18 protein-coding genes are annotated in these 18,172 nt (G+C 50.4%); 10 read left to right on the top strand and 8 right to left on the bottom strand.

Annotated features, from left to right (window positions below):
• Positions 1-39: 39 nt before the first annotated feature.
• The 5 genes from rsmS to dinG all read right to left on the bottom strand — a co-directional run bounded on the left by rsmS (position 40) and on the right by dinG (position 4,765).
• Positions 40-234 (bottom strand): pleiotropic regulatory protein RsmS, encoded by a 195-nt coding sequence (gene rsmS, locus ACSF8W_RS10480; protein WP_500847273.1) that lies wholly within the window; start codon positions 232-234, stop codon positions 40-42.
• Between the two features lie 97 nt (positions 235-331).
• Positions 332-1,288 (bottom strand): histone deacetylase family protein, encoded by a 957-nt coding sequence (locus tag ACSF8W_RS10475; RefSeq protein WP_500847308.1) that lies wholly within the window; start codon positions 1,286-1,288, stop codon positions 332-334.
• Positions 1,289-1,329: 41 nt separating this feature from the next.
• Positions 1,330-1,881: a primosomal replication protein gene (locus ACSF8W_RS10470; RefSeq protein ID WP_500847272.1), complete on the bottom strand. Its 552-nt coding sequence runs from the start codon at positions 1,879-1,881 to the stop codon at positions 1,330-1,332.
• Between the two features lie 18 nt (positions 1,882-1,899).
• On the bottom strand, positions 1,900-2,673 hold the full coding sequence (locus ACSF8W_RS10465; protein ID WP_500847271.1) for a sulfite exporter TauE/SafE family protein: 774 nt from the start codon (positions 2,671-2,673) through the stop codon (positions 1,900-1,902).
• Between the two features lie 19 nt (positions 2,674-2,692).
• Positions 2,693-4,765, bottom strand: a complete 2,073-nt coding sequence (gene dinG, locus ACSF8W_RS10460) for an ATP-dependent DNA helicase DinG (RefSeq protein WP_500847270.1) — start codon at positions 4,763-4,765, stop codon at positions 2,693-2,695.
• Positions 4,766-5,309: 544 nt separating this feature from the next.
• Here dinG and ACSF8W_RS10455 point away from each other — a divergent pair.
• Both ACSF8W_RS10455 and ACSF8W_RS10450 read left to right on the top strand, forming a co-directional pair.
• A complete protein-coding gene (locus ACSF8W_RS10455) occupies positions 5,310-6,227 on the top strand; it encodes a porin (RefSeq protein WP_500847269.1) in 918 nt (305 codons plus the stop codon).
• Positions 6,228-6,342: 115 nt separating this feature from the next.
• Positions 6,343-6,993: a YccT family protein gene (locus ACSF8W_RS10450; RefSeq protein ID WP_500847268.1), complete on the top strand. Its 651-nt coding sequence runs from the start codon at positions 6,343-6,345 to the stop codon at positions 6,991-6,993.
• 100 nt (positions 6,994-7,093) lie between these two features.
• Here the strand turns inward: ACSF8W_RS10450 and ACSF8W_RS10445 are convergent, their stop codons facing one another.
• On the bottom strand, positions 7,094-7,474 hold the full coding sequence (locus ACSF8W_RS10445; protein WP_500847267.1) for a conjugal transfer protein TraR: 381 nt from the start codon (positions 7,472-7,474) through the stop codon (positions 7,094-7,096).
• Between the two features lie 404 nt (positions 7,475-7,878).
• On the opposite strand from ACSF8W_RS10445, the gene ACSF8W_RS10440 reads away from it, so the two are divergent.
• The 5 genes from ACSF8W_RS10440 to recR all read left to right on the top strand — a co-directional run bounded on the left by ACSF8W_RS10440 (position 7,879) and on the right by recR (position 12,322).
• Positions 7,879-8,253 carry a YbaN family protein gene (locus ACSF8W_RS10440; RefSeq protein ID WP_500847266.1) on the top strand — a complete coding sequence of 125 codons (375 nt, stop codon included), beginning with the start codon at positions 7,879-7,881 and terminating at the stop codon, positions 8,251-8,253.
• Positions 8,254-8,465: 212 nt separating this feature from the next.
• Positions 8,466-9,011, top strand: a complete 546-nt coding sequence (gene apt / locus ACSF8W_RS10435) for an adenine phosphoribosyltransferase (protein WP_500847265.1) — start codon at positions 8,466-8,468, stop codon at positions 9,009-9,011.
• 137 nt (positions 9,012-9,148) lie between these two features.
• Positions 9,149-11,359 carry a DNA polymerase III subunit gamma/tau gene (gene dnaX / locus ACSF8W_RS10430; RefSeq protein ID WP_500847264.1) on the top strand — a complete coding sequence of 737 codons (2,211 nt, stop codon included), beginning with the start codon at positions 9,149-9,151 and terminating at the stop codon, positions 11,357-11,359.
• 27 nt (positions 11,360-11,386) lie between these two features.
• The gene (locus ACSF8W_RS10425) at positions 11,387-11,716 is read left to right on the top strand and encodes a YbaB/EbfC family nucleoid-associated protein (RefSeq protein WP_500847263.1); all 330 of its coding nucleotides are present in this window, start codon (positions 11,387-11,389) and stop codon (positions 11,714-11,716) included.
• 3 nt (positions 11,717-11,719) lie between these two features.
• A complete protein-coding gene (recR, locus tag ACSF8W_RS10420) occupies positions 11,720-12,322 on the top strand; it encodes a recombination mediator RecR (protein ID WP_428478293.1) in 603 nt (200 codons plus the stop codon).
• Positions 12,323-12,405: 83 nt separating this feature from the next.
• Here the strand turns inward: recR and ACSF8W_RS10415 are convergent, their stop codons facing one another.
• Positions 12,406-12,876, bottom strand: coding sequence for a regulatory protein ToxS (locus tag ACSF8W_RS10415; protein ID WP_500847307.1), 471 nt, complete (start codon positions 12,874-12,876; stop codon positions 12,406-12,408).
• Positions 12,877-12,944: 68 nt separating this feature from the next.
• The gene (locus ACSF8W_RS10410; protein ID WP_500847262.1) at positions 12,945-13,889 is read right to left on the bottom strand and encodes a winged helix-turn-helix domain-containing protein; all 945 of its coding nucleotides are present in this window, start codon (positions 13,887-13,889) and stop codon (positions 12,945-12,947) included.
• A 325-nt stretch (positions 13,890-14,214) separates the two neighbouring features.
• Here ACSF8W_RS10410 and htpG point away from each other — a divergent pair, with 325 nt between their 5' ends.
• The 3 genes from htpG to hemH all read left to right on the top strand — a co-directional run bounded on the left by htpG (position 14,215) and on the right by hemH (position 18,142).
• Complete coding sequence (htpG, locus tag ACSF8W_RS10405; protein ID WP_500847261.1) at positions 14,215-16,131, top strand: molecular chaperone HtpG; 1,917 nt, start codon at positions 14,215-14,217, stop codon at positions 16,129-16,131.
• 195 nt (positions 16,132-16,326) lie between these two features.
• A complete protein-coding gene (gene adk / locus ACSF8W_RS10400) occupies positions 16,327-16,971 on the top strand; it encodes an adenylate kinase (RefSeq protein ID WP_500847260.1) in 645 nt (214 codons plus the stop codon).
• Between the two features lie 175 nt (positions 16,972-17,146).
• A complete protein-coding gene (hemH, locus tag ACSF8W_RS10395) occupies positions 17,147-18,142 on the top strand; it encodes a ferrochelatase (protein ID WP_500847259.1) in 996 nt (331 codons plus the stop codon).
• The last annotated feature ends 30 nt before the right edge of the window (positions 18,143-18,172 follow it).

Raw genomic sequence — 18,172 nt, 5'->3', positions numbered from 1 at the left:
CTCTTGTTGTGCGATTGAGGCATTTTATCGCTGACGCGTTTATGCGTCGTCTTGTGCGATCTTGCGTTCTAAATCACTTTTCACAATGGCCAGTGCCGCTAAGGCAACCTTGGGATCAATCTCGTTGCTTTCCAGCAAATAAATCAAATCGACCGCTAATTTTATTTCAGCAGGGGCATTATCCAGTGGCGAGGCCGCTGGTGCCTGTTCATCTTTTTCGTTTGTGTTAGACATGGTGTGTTCTCTGTGTAAACCGCGTGAATGTGAATGTGAATGTGATGGCGTTGTATGCCGGCTTGCTCTGATCAGGGTCAATCATCTTTGATCCGGATTAGTTTGATGAGCCGTCGGCCGGTACGGGGATTGCGTGCACCGCTAATGCCGCGTGGATCAATTGCGCATGCAGGTGAATCAGTAATTGGTGATCGCTGCGGTAGCCTCCGCCAATCACTGCCGCTACCGGAATATCGGCTTGCTGACACTGGCTGAAAACCAGATGGTCACGTTGATAAATGCCTTGGGTACACACATTGAAATAACCCAGTTCATCGTCTTGGTGAATATCAACCCCTGCATCGTAAATGATCAGATCCGGTTGGTGCTGAGCCAACGCGAGCGGCAAAATCCCGCCCAAGGCGCTGAGGTAGTCGTCGGTGCTGGTGGCTTTGGGCAGCGGCAGGTCGATATCCGAATCGGGCTTGCGGGCGGGGAAGTTCTTATCGCAATGCACGGAAAACGTAATGATGTTGGGATCATCGGCCAGTAAAGTTGCCGTGCCATCGCCATGGTGCACATCGCAGTCGATGATCATGACGGTATCAATGCCCTCCAGAGTGAGCGCATGTTTGGCGGCTAACGCGAGATCATTGACCAAACAAAAGCCACTGCCGAAATCATGGTGCGCATGGTGATAGCCGCCACTGAGGTGGATCCCTACGCCGTATTCATGGGCCAATTCGACGGTGCGCAAGGTGCCGCCGGATGACATCAGGGTGCGGTCAATCAATGGCTGGCTCCACGGGAAGCCGATCCGACGCATTTTGGCGGCGGGCAGCTGGTTGTGGAGCAGGGCATCAATGTAGTCCGGCTGGTGCAGCGCTTTCAGGTGTGCGATGTCGATGGGCTGCGGGGTAAACAGCCGAAGCGGCGCCTCCGTGTCGGCATGGGCGGTCAGCGGCAAGGTGTCAGCCAAATACTGGTACAACCGTTGATACTTGCTGATGGGATAGCGATGCTGAGCCGGCAGCACCAATTGCGAATACAATGGGTGATACACCAAAGGCAAGATGCGTGTGCTGGGGGCGGTTAACGTCGGCATTATCCTGCTTCTTATCCTTTGCGTTCCCGTTGGCCAATAGAGACTTCAATTTTTACCCGTGCGGCGGTACAGCGTGTCAGGCGTGCTTCAAGTGCGACGATTTCCCGCTGGGTGTGTAGCTGTTCTTGCTGGGTGGCGCAACGCGGTAATTGTTGATGTTTGTCGCGTACCATGTCTTCCAATCGTCGCTCCCATTCTTGGTGCTGAGCGAGATCCTGATACAGTTCGTGCAGGGGCTTACGCCATGAACGCTGGGGTTTGGGTTCATTTTTACGAATGTCGAGCGTCGCGAGTTCGCGTTGTACCGCTTGAATTTGCGCGACGATACGCTCGCACACATGTTGCGTGCGGGCGGGAAGCAATTTCCCTGCATCTTGTTCGCTGCGCAGGGCCTCGATTTCATGCCGGATCTCGTGGATACACGGCATTAATTGTTTACTGCGGCAATGAAACAGTTGTTCATCAAATAGGGGACGTCGGGCAACCCCGCGTTGTTTATCGACCTGTGTGGCCTGTTGCGCCAGTTGTGAAACAATCTGTTCTAAGCGGCTTAAATCCGGCATGTGTGGGTGACTCCGTGATCAAAACCAAGCTTGGATGGCCAATTTACCGGCCAAGATAATGACGACCGTGACAAACACGGGACGTATAAAAGCGGCGCCAAAGCGAATGGCCGAGTGGGCGCCGATGTATGCCCCAAGCATTAAACACACGCCCATGGTTAAGCCTAGTGCAACGTTGATATGGCCTAAAATAGCGAAGGTCACCAGTGATGTGATGTTACTGGTAAAGTTCATGGCTTTTGACAGGCCAGAAGCACGCAGGATATCCAACTTGTACAGCGCCATGTTCGACACCGTCCAAAAGGCACCGGTGCCTGGGCCTGCCACGCCATCGTAAAAACCCAGAGCGGTGCCTTGCAGCCACTGCTTACGCGTGAGGGCACGGCACTTTGTCGGTAGGGTATGGTTATCCCCTTTAGGGTGCGGATGCCAGATGGTATAGACCGCGGCAGCGAGAATAATGAGTGGCAGGACTTTTTCCAGCCAGTCGGTGCTGATCATGTCCACAACCAGCGTGCCACCAATGGCACCGAATAGTGTGGCAATAAAAGACAGACGCCAAAATGCAGGCGAGAATAATTGCTTGCGGTAGTAGGTCCACGCCGCGGTGGAAGACGCAAACGTGGCGGCCAATTTATTGGTGCCGAGGGCAATGTGGGGCGGTAAGCCAATGGATAGCAGGGCGGGGACGGTAAGCATGCCCCCACCGCCAGCGACCGCATCAATAAAGCCAGCAAGAAAAGCTACAAGGCCGAGTACAATCCACATACTCGGCTCAATCATCTCAATCATTCATTATTCTTTGTTATGGTTATTCAATGACACGCTTAAATGGCGGCAACGAGTCCAGCAGTGCTTTGCCATAGCGACGGGTGACCACACGTCGATCTAAGAGGACGACTCTACCAGAATCTTCTTCCTTACGCAGTAAGCGGCCGACCGACTGGATCAGCTTTTTACTCGCTTCTGGCACGGAAATTTGTAAAAACGGGTTTCCGCCACGGCTTTCAATGTATTCTGCATGGGCCTCTTCCACGGGGGAGGTTGGCACCGCAAACGGGATTTTGGTAATGATCAGGTTAGTCAGTAATTTACCCGGCAAATCAAGCCCTTCAGAGAAACTGCCGGTACCAAACAGAATGCTCGCTTTACCTTTTTCACAGTTCTCTTTATGTTTTTTTAGAATAACACTCCGGGTTTCTTCCCCTTGGATCAGTAACGCCCATTTGTTTTTCTTTGCCAGTGGCGCCAGTTTCTCGGCCACTTGGTTCATCTGCCAGTAAGAAGAGAACAATACCAAGCTGGCGGTTTCCCCTTCTAAATACTCCGGCAAGATGTCGATCAGTAAATCGGTAAACTTCTCGGCCTGCGGCTCTAGCGGTAACGCTGGGATCACGAGGCGTGCGTTGTTCTGGTAATCAAACGGTGAGGCCAAGGCAAGAAAGCGCGTGGCCTCTTTTTCAAAAATCCCCGCCTGACGGCAGAAGTAGTCAAACTGGTTCAACGCACGCAAGGTCGCTGAAACCAGTACCGCACCCACTGCTCGGCTCCACAGCAGTTGGTCCAGACGGTGGCCGACTTCCAGCGGCGAGACTTCTACAATGTAGTCATCTTCGCGTTCCTGACTTTTTTCAAGCCAGCGTGCTAACGGCGCGCCTTTGTCTTTGTTGGGCTGTGCCATTAAATGCCAGACTTTTTCCAGATTCTCCAAACGTTGCAGATAAAAGCCAGATTCTGTTAGGGCTTGTTCGCCAAGTCGCTGTTGGATTTCATTGTCTTTGGTGCGCTCTGAAATCAAATCATGGATTTTGCCGAGTGATTGCAGGGCTTTTTTACTGGCCTCTTTGCAGCCTTTGGCTTCTTCTTGCAGCCAAGCGGGCAGTTCACCGTGTTCAAAGCGATATACCCCGTCTTTATTAAACTGGGCGGGATCGATGTGATTGGCGATTTGGCGTAGCGCAGGGATCAGAATGGCAATGTTTTCATTTAGTGTGGTTTGGAAGCGGCCCGATTTTTTATAGTCGGCCAACTCTGCCAATTTCCCTGCCGATTGGTTGAGTTTTTCCAGCCACGTACAGGCCCCTTTTAAACTGGAAGAGGCAGAAGAGAAGTCGCGCGCGACCTGCGGTAGGTGATGGGCCTCATCAATTACATAAATGGTTTTTTCTGGTTCGGGCAATATCACTCCGCCGCCAAGCTCAATGTCGGCCATTAGCAAGGCATGGTTGGCAATAATGACATCGGCTTTTTCCAGATGCTCACGGGCTTTGGCAAACGGACAATCACGGTGTTTAGGTAAGCCTGCATGGCAACTGTGCTTGTCGGCGACAATTTGCTGCCAGACGCGATCGGGGATGGTGGTCGGCCAACTGTCGCGGTCACCGTCCCACTTTTTGCTCTCGCAGGCTGTCATCATGCGCTTCAAAAGATCTAAATCTGCCTTTTTAGGTTTTTCTTCCCACAAGCTAACCTGCTGATCAGTATCGGTACTGCAGCTGGCTTCCAGCTTATGGTGGCAGCAATAACGCTGTCGTCCTTTCGCGAGGATAAAACTGAACGATTTAGGGTAAATGCGATTGAACAGCGGCAAGTCTTTATTGATCAGCTGTTCTTGCAGCGCCACCGTGGCGGTCGAAATAAGGACTTTTTTGTTGTTGAACACCGCAAAAGGTATCGCCCCCATTAAATAAGAGAGTGATTTACCGATCCCTGTCCCGGCTTCGGCCACAATCATGCGGTGCTTGGCGTGGTATTCCCCGCCTAATGTTTTGGCGATTTCAGCCACCAGATAGTTTTGAGCCCGTCGCGGTATAAAGTTATCGAGCTGATTGGTGAGGTTGTCATAGCACTGCTTGATATCACTCTTTATCTGGGTATTTAACATTTTTGAAACTTCATAAGGACAGGGTGAAGCATTATAGCACGAACATCTGATTGTGAGCGGGCGCAAATTTCGGCTCAAATATAGCCAAAAATGCGAAATGCTTCACGAAATAGAACGGAACTCTTGGCAGGGTGATTTGCGGCATATTCGTAAATCTAAAAATAACCACAAAGTATGGTCTACGCTAGTATTTTACTCTGTTGGTGTTGTGTGTTTTGCATTTTTATAGTGTTTTATTCTGTTTTTTACTGACATCAAAAAAGTAAATGAGTTCCCTATCAAATAGATTAAGTGATTAATTGTTGTACCGATCACAAAATAAGTCATTGATATTATAATTGTTTGATGTTTTTTTAGATTCGCTTTAGGTAATTTGACAGCTAGAGGATTCTTCTGTCAGGATGGCGCCACAAATTACTGCTTCTTTGGACTTTCTTATTGTTCTTTATGTTTGTAAGGAATGGGGTCGAGAGAAGAAATTAAAAAAGAAAAGGAATTCTGGAAACCGGAATTCTCGTCAATATAAGAAAAGGCAGTGGATATCATGAAAAAGACTCTTCTAGCACTATCTGTACTAGCAGCGGGTTCTGCACAAGCAGGCATCAACCTATATGACGCGAACGGCGTAGCTGTTGACCTATCTGGCGCAGTAGAAGTTCAGTACTTCCAGAGCATGGAAAAAGATTCAGATTCAGAGCTTCGTCTAGACGACGGTGATCTACAACTGAACACCACTATCGCAGTAAACGACCAGCTAAACGTTGTTTCTGGTATCGGTTTCGCGTTTGAAGATCGTGATGTTCAAAACGATGAGCTATGGCTTGGTTTCAGCGGTGACTTCGGTACATTGACTTTCGGTCGTCAGCTATACATCACTGATGATGCAGGTATCGGTAAAGATTACGAGCTAGGTACTGAGCAAGTTGATTTCATCAACACTGACGGCGACGATGCGATCAAATACGTATTCGATAACGGTCAGTTCTACTTCGGTATCACGCACGATCTAGATGCGGGCAATAACGATAAAACTGTAACTGACGGCCGCATTGGCGCACGTTTCGGTGACTTCGACGTACGTGGTTACTACTACGTGGGTGACAACGTAGGTACTGTTGACGTAGAAGGTTTCAACCTAGAAGCTGAATACGTAATGGGTCAGTTTGCATTCGCAGCGTCTTACGGTCAGATTGAGTCAGAGCTTGCTGGTACTAACATCAAATCTACTGATTACGATCTAATTGAAATCGCGGGTTCTTACACCATGGGTAAAAACACCTTCGGTCTAGGCTACAACCGCGCTGACGAGTCTGTTGCAAACAACACAACTGACAACGTATACGCAAACATCTCTCACCAGCTTCACAGCAACGCGAAAGTGTACGGTGAGCTAGGTTGGGCGGATGCTGACAAAGCAGATTACGACCTAGGTTTCCTAGTGGGTATGGAAGTTAAATTCTAATTCGTTTCGACGTTTAGGATAATTCCAGAAAAAGCCGCCTTTATGGCGGCTTTTTGCTATCTTGGCTGTGTGAATAGCGAGTAGTCACACTAAATATCAAAAAAGGAAAAATAACATGAAAAACTGGGTCATGGCATTGGGCTTGATGGCGCTGCCGGTTGCGGTTCAGGCGGGGGAATTAGCCGTTGGTAACGGCATTGAGTTGCTGGTTGTGGACGGTAAAAAAGTGCAGTCTTCCTTCTGGTCTGAAACCGAGAGTGTCAATTTGCCAGCCGGTAAACACCAAGTTGTGGTGCGTTTTGATGGTGAACTGAAAGATGGGGCGAAATCGCGTATTTACACCACTCGCCCGTACTTGTTTGAATTGGATGTACCAGAACAAAATGTAGAAATTACGCTACCGCGTTTTTCTACTATGTCACAAGCGAAAGCACATTTTCAGCGTGGCCCTGAGTGGACATTAGCATTGGCCGATGGCGAGTCACTCGCGCTAGAATATGTCGAGCTGCACGGTAAAGGCCTCGGTGCTTACAGTGATATGGAAGCGTTAGTGGGCGAATATAACCGCCAACAAGGTATCACCTTTGAAGAAGGCTATGCGGTCGACTTAGAAGCAACCGTGGTCGAAGTGACCGAGCAGGGTAAAGTGAACATTAGCGGTGAAGCGCTGGCGCAACTGAAACTGTGGTACACCAAAGCTGACGCGGAAGAAAAAGCAGCCTTTGCGCAGTGGGTAGAAACGCAGAAGCAGTCAGCGAATAAGTAAAGCCGGCAGAATACGGTTCGTGTTTACGAGGGGCTCGCAGCAATGGGCGCATGAAGACGCCCATTGCTGTGAGCTCGGCTGAATACGGTATGGCGGTATATTACGCTTGGGCGCACAACGCATCATGGTGATAGCGACTGTGTTCGCGACAATCATGGCAGCGTGGTTGTGCCGGATCATCGTTAAGATCGGCGATGGCGATCTCTTCTTCACAATCCACACACAGGCCGTACATCCCCAGTTTCACTGAGCACACCGCCGCATCGACTTTTTCCATTCTGACAGCTAGATCGAATAAATGGGGAATGAATGATGATTTTGCCATCACGATGAGCTCACTGAGCCCCGCGTTATTGATGGTGTCGGCTGACGGTACCAGGGTATGAAGTAACATTTCATTTTTGAGCGTATGCGCCTGTTGAGCATGTTCTAGCTCTAAACGCTGCTGCAATTGCTCGAATGCGATATCTGACGTTGTCATAGGATCATCATTATTGTTGTCGGTCATTTTAGTCTAAGACGATTTTAGAGTTTGATTGTGATTTGAATCAAATAAATACGGGGTTATGAGCGAATAACCGCATTTTCTCTCGGTTTTTGTCCCTTTCTTTATCCGCTATATTGATGCCTCGCGTGTCTTTCACCTTCATTTACCAAGGACGTATCGGATGGAACAGGGATATAAAGATCCTTACAGTGCAAAGTATTTTTTCGGTTTAATCGTTGTATTAGGGCTGCCGACGCTGCCTGCTAGCCTGACATTGCTTGGTCTGTTTTCACAGTAAAGCACGATAAGCCCTCTTATTCTCTCCTTCCCGGCGATCCCTGATGACCCTTTTTTTAAGGGCTGGTACACTCAATAAAAAGCGGGGGGATCGTGTCGGCATGATTAGAAAAACACTCTTATTATTCTGTGGTTGGGTGTGCGTGGCGTTAGGGCTTATTGGGGCGTTTCTGCCGCTATTGCCGACCACGCCTTTCCTATTGCTCGCCAGTGCCTGCTTTATGCGTGGCTCCCCACGCGTGAATGCATGGTTACTCGCTCATCCCCGTTTTGGTCCCGTGTTGCACGATTGGTATACGCATCGGGCGGTCTCACGCTCGATTAAGCGAAAAGCGAATGTGATGATCGTGCTGAGCTTTTCGTTGTCGGTGTATATGGTGCCATTGTGGTGGCATAAACTGTTCTTAGTGAGCATGCTGGCGATGTTATTGGTATGGTTTAATCGTTTACCAGAGAACGCCTCGTCCCCCTCATAATGTGATATTGTGCCCCGTTGCGTCGGCTTGAGCGGGCGGCGCTGTTACTGCGATCATCCTCTGGGGGATCAATCGTGGCCAATCCTTGCTCCTCTGGCCGAAAGTCACTACTATTTGACCGGATTTTGTCGGCGGAAAACGTTCTGCCGTTTTATTTAGATTGAGTTCCTTCCTGCCGGTTGTTAACGCAAAGAGGGAACGCGGAAAAGATTATGACTCAAGAAAAGCACGCGTTAATCTACAACAGCATCAAGTCTATCCCTGACTACCCAAAACCAGGCATCCTGTTCCGTGATGTGACCAGCCTGATGGAAAACCCTGCGGCTTACCGTGCCACCATGCAGGTGTTGGTTGAGCAGTACAAAAACAGCGGTATCACCAAAGTGATCGGTACTGAAGCGCGTGGTTTCCTGTTTGGTGCGCCTCTGGCACTTGAGTTGGGCGTGGGGTTTGTGCCGGTACGTAAGCCGGGTAAATTACCGCGTGAAGTGATTGGCGAAAGCTATGAGCTAGAATATGGTCAAGACACCTTGGAAATCCACATTGATGCGATCAGCGAAGGTGACAAAGTGTTGCTGGTGGATGACTTGCTAGCTACCGGTGGCACCATTGAAGCGACCACGAAATTGGTGCGTCGTCTAGGCGGCGTGGTGGAAGATGCAGCATTTGTGATCAACCTGCCGGATATCGGTGGTGAAGCCCGTCTAAAAGGCTTGGGTTTAAACGTATTCAGCATTTGTGACTTCGACGGTCATTAATCTCATCTCCCTGTAGCCAGTTATACCTGCAACGGCGGTGTGGCTGGCTAATCATTGGGCGCTCGACGTGGCGCCCTCTCGCTCAGAAATCCTCCCTGTGCTAGCATTGAGTTCTTGATTCTGTAAGGTTAGTTAACATGAGTTATCAGGTTCTGGCTCGTAAATGGCGCCCGCACCAGTTTGACGATGTGGTGGGACAATCCCATGTCTTAACGGCATTGGCGAATGCGTTGGCCCACAACCGTCTCCATCACGCCTATTTGTTCAGCGGTACGCGTGGGGTGGGTAAAACCACGATTGCCCGTATTTTTGCTAAAGGCTTGAACTGTGAGCAAGGGATCACTGCGTCACCGTGTGGCCAGTGTGAAACGTGCCGTGAGATCGATGAAGGCCGTTTTGTTGATCTGCTTGAAATCGATGCCGCCTCTCGCACCAAGGTCGAAGATACCCGCGATCTGCTTGATAACGTTCAGTACAAGCCTGCGCGAGGGCGTTTCAAGGTTTACCTGATTGACGAAGTGCACATGCTGTCTCGTCACAGTTTCAATGCCTTGCTGAAAACGCTCGAAGAGCCACCAGAATATGTGAAGTTTATTCTGGCGACCACGGATCCTCAGAAATTGCCCGTGACCATTTTGTCGCGCTGTCTGCAATTTCATCTTAAACATTTGGATAACACCCAAATCCAAACCCAACTTGAGCATGTGCTGACACAAGAGCAAGTGGCGTTTGATGCCCGTGCATTAAGCTTGTTGGCCCGTGCGGCCGAAGGCAGTATGCGTGATGCATTGAGCCTGACCGACCAAGCCATTGCGTTAGGCAATGGTCAGGTGCAGGTTGATGCCGTCTCCACCATGTTGGGCACGTTGAATACCGAGCAAGCCCTGTATTTGCTGGAAGCGGTCGCCCAAGGCAATGCGCAGCCTGCCATGGCGTGCTTGGAAGAATTAGCGGGCATCGGTGTGGAATGGGACAGCTTGTTGCGTGAACTCGCCTCACAGCTGCACCGTGTCGCGATGCACCAAGCTCTGCCTGCATCGTTGGATGAGAGCGCGCCGGATGCCGAGCGTATTATGACGCTCAGCCAAGCGGTGTCACCGCAAGAAATCCAACTTTGCTACCAAATTGCACTGCAAGGGCGCCAAGACTTGGCCTTTGCCCCTGATGGCCGTACTGGCTTAGAGATGGTCTTGCTGCGTATGTTGGCATTCCGTCCGGTGTCTGTGACAGCAATGACACCACAAGCCATTGCGGTACCGGCGACGCAGCCTGTTGTCAGCCAGCCGATGACCTCGTCAGCACCCAGTGCGCCAGTAGGTCAGGGTGCCCCACAAGGCATTGAGCGCGTTCAAGCGTTAAAAGCGCAGATGCAACAACCGACGGTTCAGCACATGCCGCAGGCTCCAGTACAGCAAGCACCGGTACAGCAACCGTATGTTGATCAGCCTGCAATGGGACAACCTGTGCCACAGACGCACGGTATGCAGCCTCAGGGCATGCCATCTCAAGGTATGCCAGCTCAGCAACCCGTGTATCCGCCGAATGATAACGCCCAGTCAGCGCCATCAGTGCCACCTCAAGCGGTATCGCAGCCACCGTCAGCGGCATCCGGCTTGTTAGCGGCGCGTAATAAGCTACGTAGCCAAAGTAAACGTGACGGAAATGAATCACCGCACGGAAAAAAGGCTGAACCGGTACGGGCGAAAAAAGTCGCAACCAATGTGTTAGACCGCATTGCGAATAAGCAAAGCGGATCCGCGTCGATGACGCCACATGCGATGTCGGTACCGGGCACCTCGGGTGCAGCGCTGTCCGTGTCTGAAGCATCAGATACGCCGGAAGAATACCAATGGCGACCGACTGTTGCGCCGCAAGACAATGAGACACAACAGGTCGTTGCGCCCACCAAGCTGAAACAGGCGTTGGAGCATGAAAAGACACCTGAGATGGTGAAATTGCTTGTCAATGAAGCGGCAAAACAGGATAGTTGGTCGGATTCAGTGACCCAGCTTGATGTGGGTCGTATGGTGCAGCAGTTGGCGTTAAATTCTGCCTTCACCCGTGACGGCGGGGCGGTGACATTGCATTTACGTCCGGCGCAAAAGCATTTAGACACCCCGAAAGCCCGTGAACAACTTGAAACGGCATTGGCGGCATGTTTGCATGAGCCGGTATCGTTACAGATCGTATTGAGTGATGAAGGGCGTTCGCCGCTTGAATGGCGAGAAGCGCTTTATCAACAAAAATTGGATCAGGCTAAGCAAAGTTTGCAGGCTGATCCGAACGTGAACTTCATCTGTCAGCGCTTTGCCGCTATCTTGGATGAAGAGAGCGTAAGACCCTTATAAATTAACCAGACCACAGAGAGAGAAGATATGTTTGGTAAAGGCGGTATGGCTAACATGATGAAGCAAGCGCAGCAGATGCAAGATCGCATGCAGAAAATGCAGGAAGAGATCGCAAGCATGGAAGTGACTGGCGAGTCTGGTGCTGGCCTGGTAAAAGTGACACTGACGGGTAGCCACAGTGTACGTCGCGTTGACATCGACGATAGCTTGATGGAAGACGACAAAGACATGCTAGAAGATCTGATCGCGGCAGCATTCAACGATGCGGCACGCCGTATCGAAGAAACGCAGAAAGAAAAAATGGCAAGCGTGACTGGCGGCATGAACTTGCCTGCTGGCTTTAAAATGCCATTCTAATTAATGCGTACCAGTCACTTACTGGAACAATTGATGGAGGCCTTACGTTGTCTGCCTGGGGTTGGCCCCAAGTCAGCCCAGCGGATGGCCTTCAATTTGTTACAGCGCAATCGACAAGGCGGCTTACAACTCGCCGATGCCTTGAATAAGGCCATGACTGACATTGGCCATTGTCGTGATTGCCGCACGTTTACAGAAGAAGACGTGTGTGCGATTTGCGCCAATCCGCGTCGACAGGAAAACGGTCAGATCTGTGTGGTAGAAAGTCCGGCGGACATTGTGGCCGTTGAGTCTACCGGTCAGTTTTCGGGGCGCTATTTTGTCTTGATGGGACACTTGTCGCCGCTCGATGGTATCGGTCCGTCTGATATCGGTTTGGATACACTGGAATTTCGTATGCAAAGTGAATCCATGAGTGAGCTGATCCTGGCCACCAATCCCACGGTGGAAGGGGAGGCGACAGCCCATTACATTGCTGAATTGTGCAGTGAGTATGACATTCCTGCTACCCGTATCGCGCACGGTGTGCCGGTCGGCGGGGAGTTGGAGCTGGTGGATGGCACGACGTTGTCGCATTCATTGGCCGGTCGACAGCGACTGTACTGATCACGATAGGCTGATCGTAAAATCCCCATACAGAGGTGCTCTGTATGGGGATTTTTTTATCGGCAAGATAAAGAAGGGCTCTTTTACAGGGCGTACAAGATGTTAGACCCATAGGTGAGGCTGGTCAGCAAAATCGCCTTTTCATTGAGCACATCTAAGCGACGGCTTTGTTGGGCATCCATCCGGTAGATCTGTTTAATGATCGCCAAATGTTCCGGTTTGAAATCTTGATTCTGACCAGAGGTAATGTCTTTAAATTCGACCGGCTCAGTCAGTAAATACCCGCCGCTGATGTCCCATTTGCCGGATTCAGAAATGTGCAGCGTGAGCGGCTGTGCTTCATCGCTGAACAGGTGCACCAGTGTGATCCGCGAATACGTGTGATTCGGCAGATACACCACATGGCTGTTTTGATCGACCCGGCGCAACATGCCCAGATCATCGAGTTCGGTGGCCTCAATGTGGCTGGTACTGCGGGTTTGCCATTCCTGTGACATTAGCAGTTGAGCCTGCTTATAATCCCCAGAAAAATAGATCCCGCCGCTTAGCAGCATCGAAAGCGCCAGCACAATCAAGACCGCATAACGTCCTAGTCCTTTGCGCGTAGACGGAGAGAGAGAAGTTACTGACATATCGTGGTGTTGTCCTTTTGACTGGTCAATAAACGCAACGTGACATTTTCACTGGGACGCTGGCTGGTATGGACATAGTTGAGCCAAATCTGGCTGTTCTGACCGCCGGTCGCAATCACTTCTACCGGGCGCAGAGCATCCGGATGGTGGGCGATGTAGCGTTTAACACATTGGGTGATCAACGGCTGCCACGGCGTGAGGTCCGGATTATGGTTCGGCACCAAGATAGGGACACCATCAACGTGTTCGATTGGCGTGAAAGCCGCAGACACAGGGGGCAGGCTTTGGTTTACCCATACCGGTAGCAGCAGAGCGATCAGTAAGACGATACCTGCGCCTATCCACCGAGCCCGATGCAACCAAGGAGGGTTCGCGTCGTGTGAGGGCACTGGCGTGTGTATCGGACGGTGATGCGTCTTTGATGCGTGATGAGCGTGAGAAAAGGCGGCATCGGTAGGTGTTGACGAGGCGTCGTCCGACACTATCGCTGCGTGCTGTGTATCTTCGCTTTCCGTTATCGATGGCGCATGAGTGCCGTCTTCGACCGTGCCATGCAGGTTAGTCGCACTATATGCCGAGGCCGGTGTTTGTGTGATTGACTCGACGGGCGCAATCATCTGATAACCGCGTTTAGGCACGGTTTTGATAAATTCAGGGGATTTAGTTGAATCTTTTAGCGCTTTACGCAGTGTTGAAATCGCCTGTGTTAGGCTGGAATCATCCACTTCAAAGCCTTGCTCTCGCCACACATAATCGTGCAGACGTGTACGCGTCACAATAGCGCCCGGGGCTTCAATCAATAAGCAGAGGGCGCGGCTTTCATTGCTGCCAAGTCGGGTGATTTCTTCATCTTCATCTTGATCGATCAAGCTGTTGTCATGGGGGATAAACAAAAAGCGTTGGCCGATGAGAAATTTCGTTTCGATTGTATTCATAAGTCCGTCTTTCAGGCATTGAGCTTAGTGATATGTATCACACCTCGCCTGAATCCCCTCTGAACATAAAAAAACAAAAAACAGATCTAAAAATGCGCAAAGAAAATATAAAACCCGTCACTCAGCGATTTTACGCGGCTGGGCTTACTCTGAATTCGGTCTGTTGAGGTCGCGAGTGTATAAAAAACATGGCATTTAGGTTGAATTTTCCCGCTTCGCCCTTATCTCTATGGGTAATGAAGAAGGAAAGACAGCCGGAGGGGCTGTGGGACGTTATTTTGAACGTCTTTCCTTGTCTGTTTTAGTGTCCAGTTTCGGAGTTGAAATGAGCGAGCATACTATCCATAACGATCAAGAAACCCACAACAATAAAGAAACCCGTGGTTTTCAGTCTGAAGTGAAGCAATTACTTCAGTTGATGATCCATTCTCTCTATTCAAATAAAGAGATTTTTTTACGTGAGTTAATTTCAAATGCGTCGGATGCGGCCGATAAACTGCGCTTCCGTGCTTTGTCACAGCCGGATCTGTACGAGAGCGATGCCGAGCTGGGCGTGAAGCTGTCTTTCAATGAGCAAGCTGGCACACTAACGATTTCGGATAACGGCATCGGCATGAGCCGTGACGACGTGATTGAGCACCTTGGCACCATTGCGAAATCCGGTACCAAAGATTTCTTTGCAAAACTGAACGAAGATGAATCGAAAGATTCGCAGTTGATTGGTCAGTTTGGTGTGGGCTTCTACTCGGCGTTTATCGTGGCAGATGCTGTGACGGTGAACACCCGTGCGGCAGGCGTACCTGCCGATCAAGCGGTGTCTTGGCAGTCAGCGGGTGAAGGCGACTACACCGTTGAAAACATCGAAAAAGCCAGCCGTGGTACGGAAATCATTCTGCACCTGCGTGAAGACGATAAAGAGTTCCTGAGCGAATACCGTCTGCGCGACATCATCAGCAAGTATTCGGATCACATCGGTATTCCGGTGCAGATCCAAACCATCGAGCGCGATGAAGAAGGCAAAGAAACCGGCCGTAAGTGGGAACAAATCAACAAAGCCCAAGCCTTGTGGACGCGCAATAAGTCAGACATCACCGAAGAAGAATACAAAGAGTTCTACAACCACGTATCGCATGATTTTGCAGAGCCGCTAACGTGGAGCCATAACCGCGTAGAAGGCAAGCAAGACTACACCAGCTTACTGTACATCCCGTCAAAAGCGCCGTGGGACATGTATAACCGCGACAGCAAGCACGGCTTGAAGTTGTACGTGCAGCGCGTGTTTATCATGGATGACGCTGAGCAGTTCATGCCGTCTTACCTGCGTTTCATGCGCGGTTTGATTGACTCGAATGATTTGCCACTGAATGTGTCGCGTGAAATTCTGCAAGACAACAAAGTGACGCAGTCATTGCGTAAAGCGTGCACCAAGCGTGCGCTGACCATGATGGAACGTTTGGCAAACAATGACGCAGAAAAATACCAGACCTTGTGGAACGAGTTCGGCCAAGTGCTGAAAGAAGGCCCGGTAGAAGACTTTGCTAACCGTGAGAAAATTGCCAAACTGTTGCGCTTCTCGTCAACCCACGCAGAAACGCTGGAGCAGACCGTATCGCTGAGCGATTACGTGTCACGCATGAAAGACGGCCAAGAGAAGATTTACTTCCTGACCGCTGACAGCTTTATTGCGGCGAAAAACAGCCCGCACCTTGAGCAGTTCCGCGCGAAGGGCCTTGAAGTGATCTTGATGCATGACCGTATCGACGAATGGTTAATGGGTCACTTGCCTGAGTTTGAAGGCAAAGCCTTCCAGGCAATCACCAAAGCGGATCTGGATCTGTCTGCGTTTGAAGATGACGCTGAAAAAGAAAAGCACAAAGAAACCGAAGAAGCCTTCAAATCTGTCGTGGATCGCACCAAGCAGTACTTGGGCGATCGTGTGAAAGACGTACGTACCACGTTCAAGTTGAAAGACACCCCAGCGGTTGTCGTGACCGATGAGAACGAAATGGGTACGCAGATGGCGAAATTGTTGGCCGCTGCCGGCCATGATGCGCCAGAAGTGCAGTACATCTTTGAACTGAACCCTGAGCACGCACTGATCACTAAGATGGCAGACGAAGCGGATGAAGAAGTCTTCGGCCGCTGGGTAGAGATGCTATTAGGTCAAGCGATGCTGGCTGAGAAAGGCACGATGGATGATCCATCACAGTTCTTGGCGGCAATGAACAAGCTGCTGGCATAAGGCCAATGTAACGAGGGCGGTAGGACTAAGGTCTAATCGCCCTCGTGCTCGCTCTAATTGTATGCTGATACAAGGTGTAATCCCGTAGTGACCGCATGATGACAGCCGTGTCGGGCTTGCGACTAAACGCTAATCAGTGTATTTTCCATTTTTTAAAAATGGTTGAAAACACCATTCACATTTAAGGGGATCAAGATGCGCATCATTCTTCTGGGCGCTCCAGGTGCAGGTAAAGGTACTCAGGCACAATTCATCATGGAGAAATTTGGTATTCCACAAATTTCAACCGGTGACATGCTACGTGCTGCGATCAAAGCAGGTACAGAGCTAGGCAAACAAGCAAAATCCGTTATTGATGCGGGCCAGCTGGTGTCTGACGACATTATCCTAGGTCTGGTTAAAGAGCGTATCGCTGAAGAGGACTGTGCTAAAGGCTTCCTACTAGACGGTTTCCCTCGCACTATCCCACAGGCTGATGGTCTGAAAGAAGTGGGCGTTGACGTTGATTACGTGATCGAGTTCGATGTGGCTGACGATGTGATCGTTGAGCGTATGGCGGGCCGTCGTGCTCACCTACCATCTGGCCGTACTTACCACGCTGTTTACAACCCACCAAAGGTTGAAGGCAAAGATGACGTAACCGGTGAAGATCTTGTTATCCGTGAAGATGACAAAGAAGAAACCGTACGTGCACGTCTAACGGTTTACCATACGCAAACTGCACCGCTTATTGCTTACTACGGCAAAGAAGCAGAAGCAGGTAACACGAAGTACCTGAAGTTTGACGGTACTAAGCCAGTTGCAACAGTAAGCGCTGAGCTAGAAGAAGCACTGGCGTAATTACCAGTCTGCTAGACAAACATTAAAAGCGGGGTGATCGATAACGATCACCCCGCTTTTTTATGTCTGGCGTGATGACGCGATGATCGTTATGCTTTTAAGTCAGGTATAACCGACTGAAAATAAACTGATACAGTGAGTACGACACTGTACCCGCTGACGTATGAAGGATGCTATGAGCGAACAAAGCCCAACAATGACAACAGCCAGCGCCCGATATGGCGTATTACTGGTGAATTTAGGCACCCCGGATGCGCCCACCCCGGCGGGCGTGAAACGTTTTTTGTCTGAGTTTTTGCATGATCATCGTGTGGTCGACATGACACGATGGCTGTGGTGTCCTTTGTTGCATGGGGTCATTTTACCCGTGCGCGCCCCCAAAGTGGCCAAACTGTATCAGTCGGTCTGGATGGACGAGGGCTCACCGCTCATGGTGTACTCCAAGCGCCAACAGCAGCAATTAGCCCAGATGCTGGATGTGCCTGTCGCATTGGGGATGACTTACGGTAACCCAAGTCTTGCCTCTGGCTTGGCTGCGTTAAAAGCGCAAGGGTGTGACAAGGTGTTGGTGCTGCCGTTGTATCCGCAGTATTCACGTACCACCACGGCGGCGGTGTTTGATAAGGTCGCCAAGGTACTCAAGTCTCAGGCGGACATCCCTGAATTACGGTTCGTGAATCAGTATTTTGATCACCCAAGCTATATTGATGCGCTGGCAGGCTCAGTGTCGGCGTTTTGGGCGGAGCATGGCGAGGCCGATTATCTGTTGTGTTCGTACCATGGGATCCCGAAACGCTATGCGGACAACGGCGATCCGTACCCGGAACATTGCAATGGTACCACGGCATTACTGGCTGAAAAGCTGGCGATGCCACGGGAAAAAATGAGCATGAGCTACCAGTCTATCTTTGGCCGTGAAGAGTGGCTGAAACCGTACACCGAAGGCACGATTAAAGCGTTGGCGGAGAAGGGCGTTAAACGCTTGGATGTGATTTGCCCGGCGTTTTCGGTCGATTGCCTGGAAACACTGGAAGAAATCGCCGAAGAATGCAAAGCGGTCTTCTTGGCGGCCGGCGGGGAGCGTTTCCGTTTGATCCCTTGTTTGAATGATGATCCTGCCCATATTGGTGTGATGGCAGCATTGGTCGAGCAACATATCCAAGGCTGGTAACCACTTGTGGTGTAGGGACAAATTGGCTGT

This window comes from Photobacterium sp. 270122K (assembly GCF_059941365.1).
This window is presented reverse-complemented; position numbering and strand designations above follow the sequence as displayed.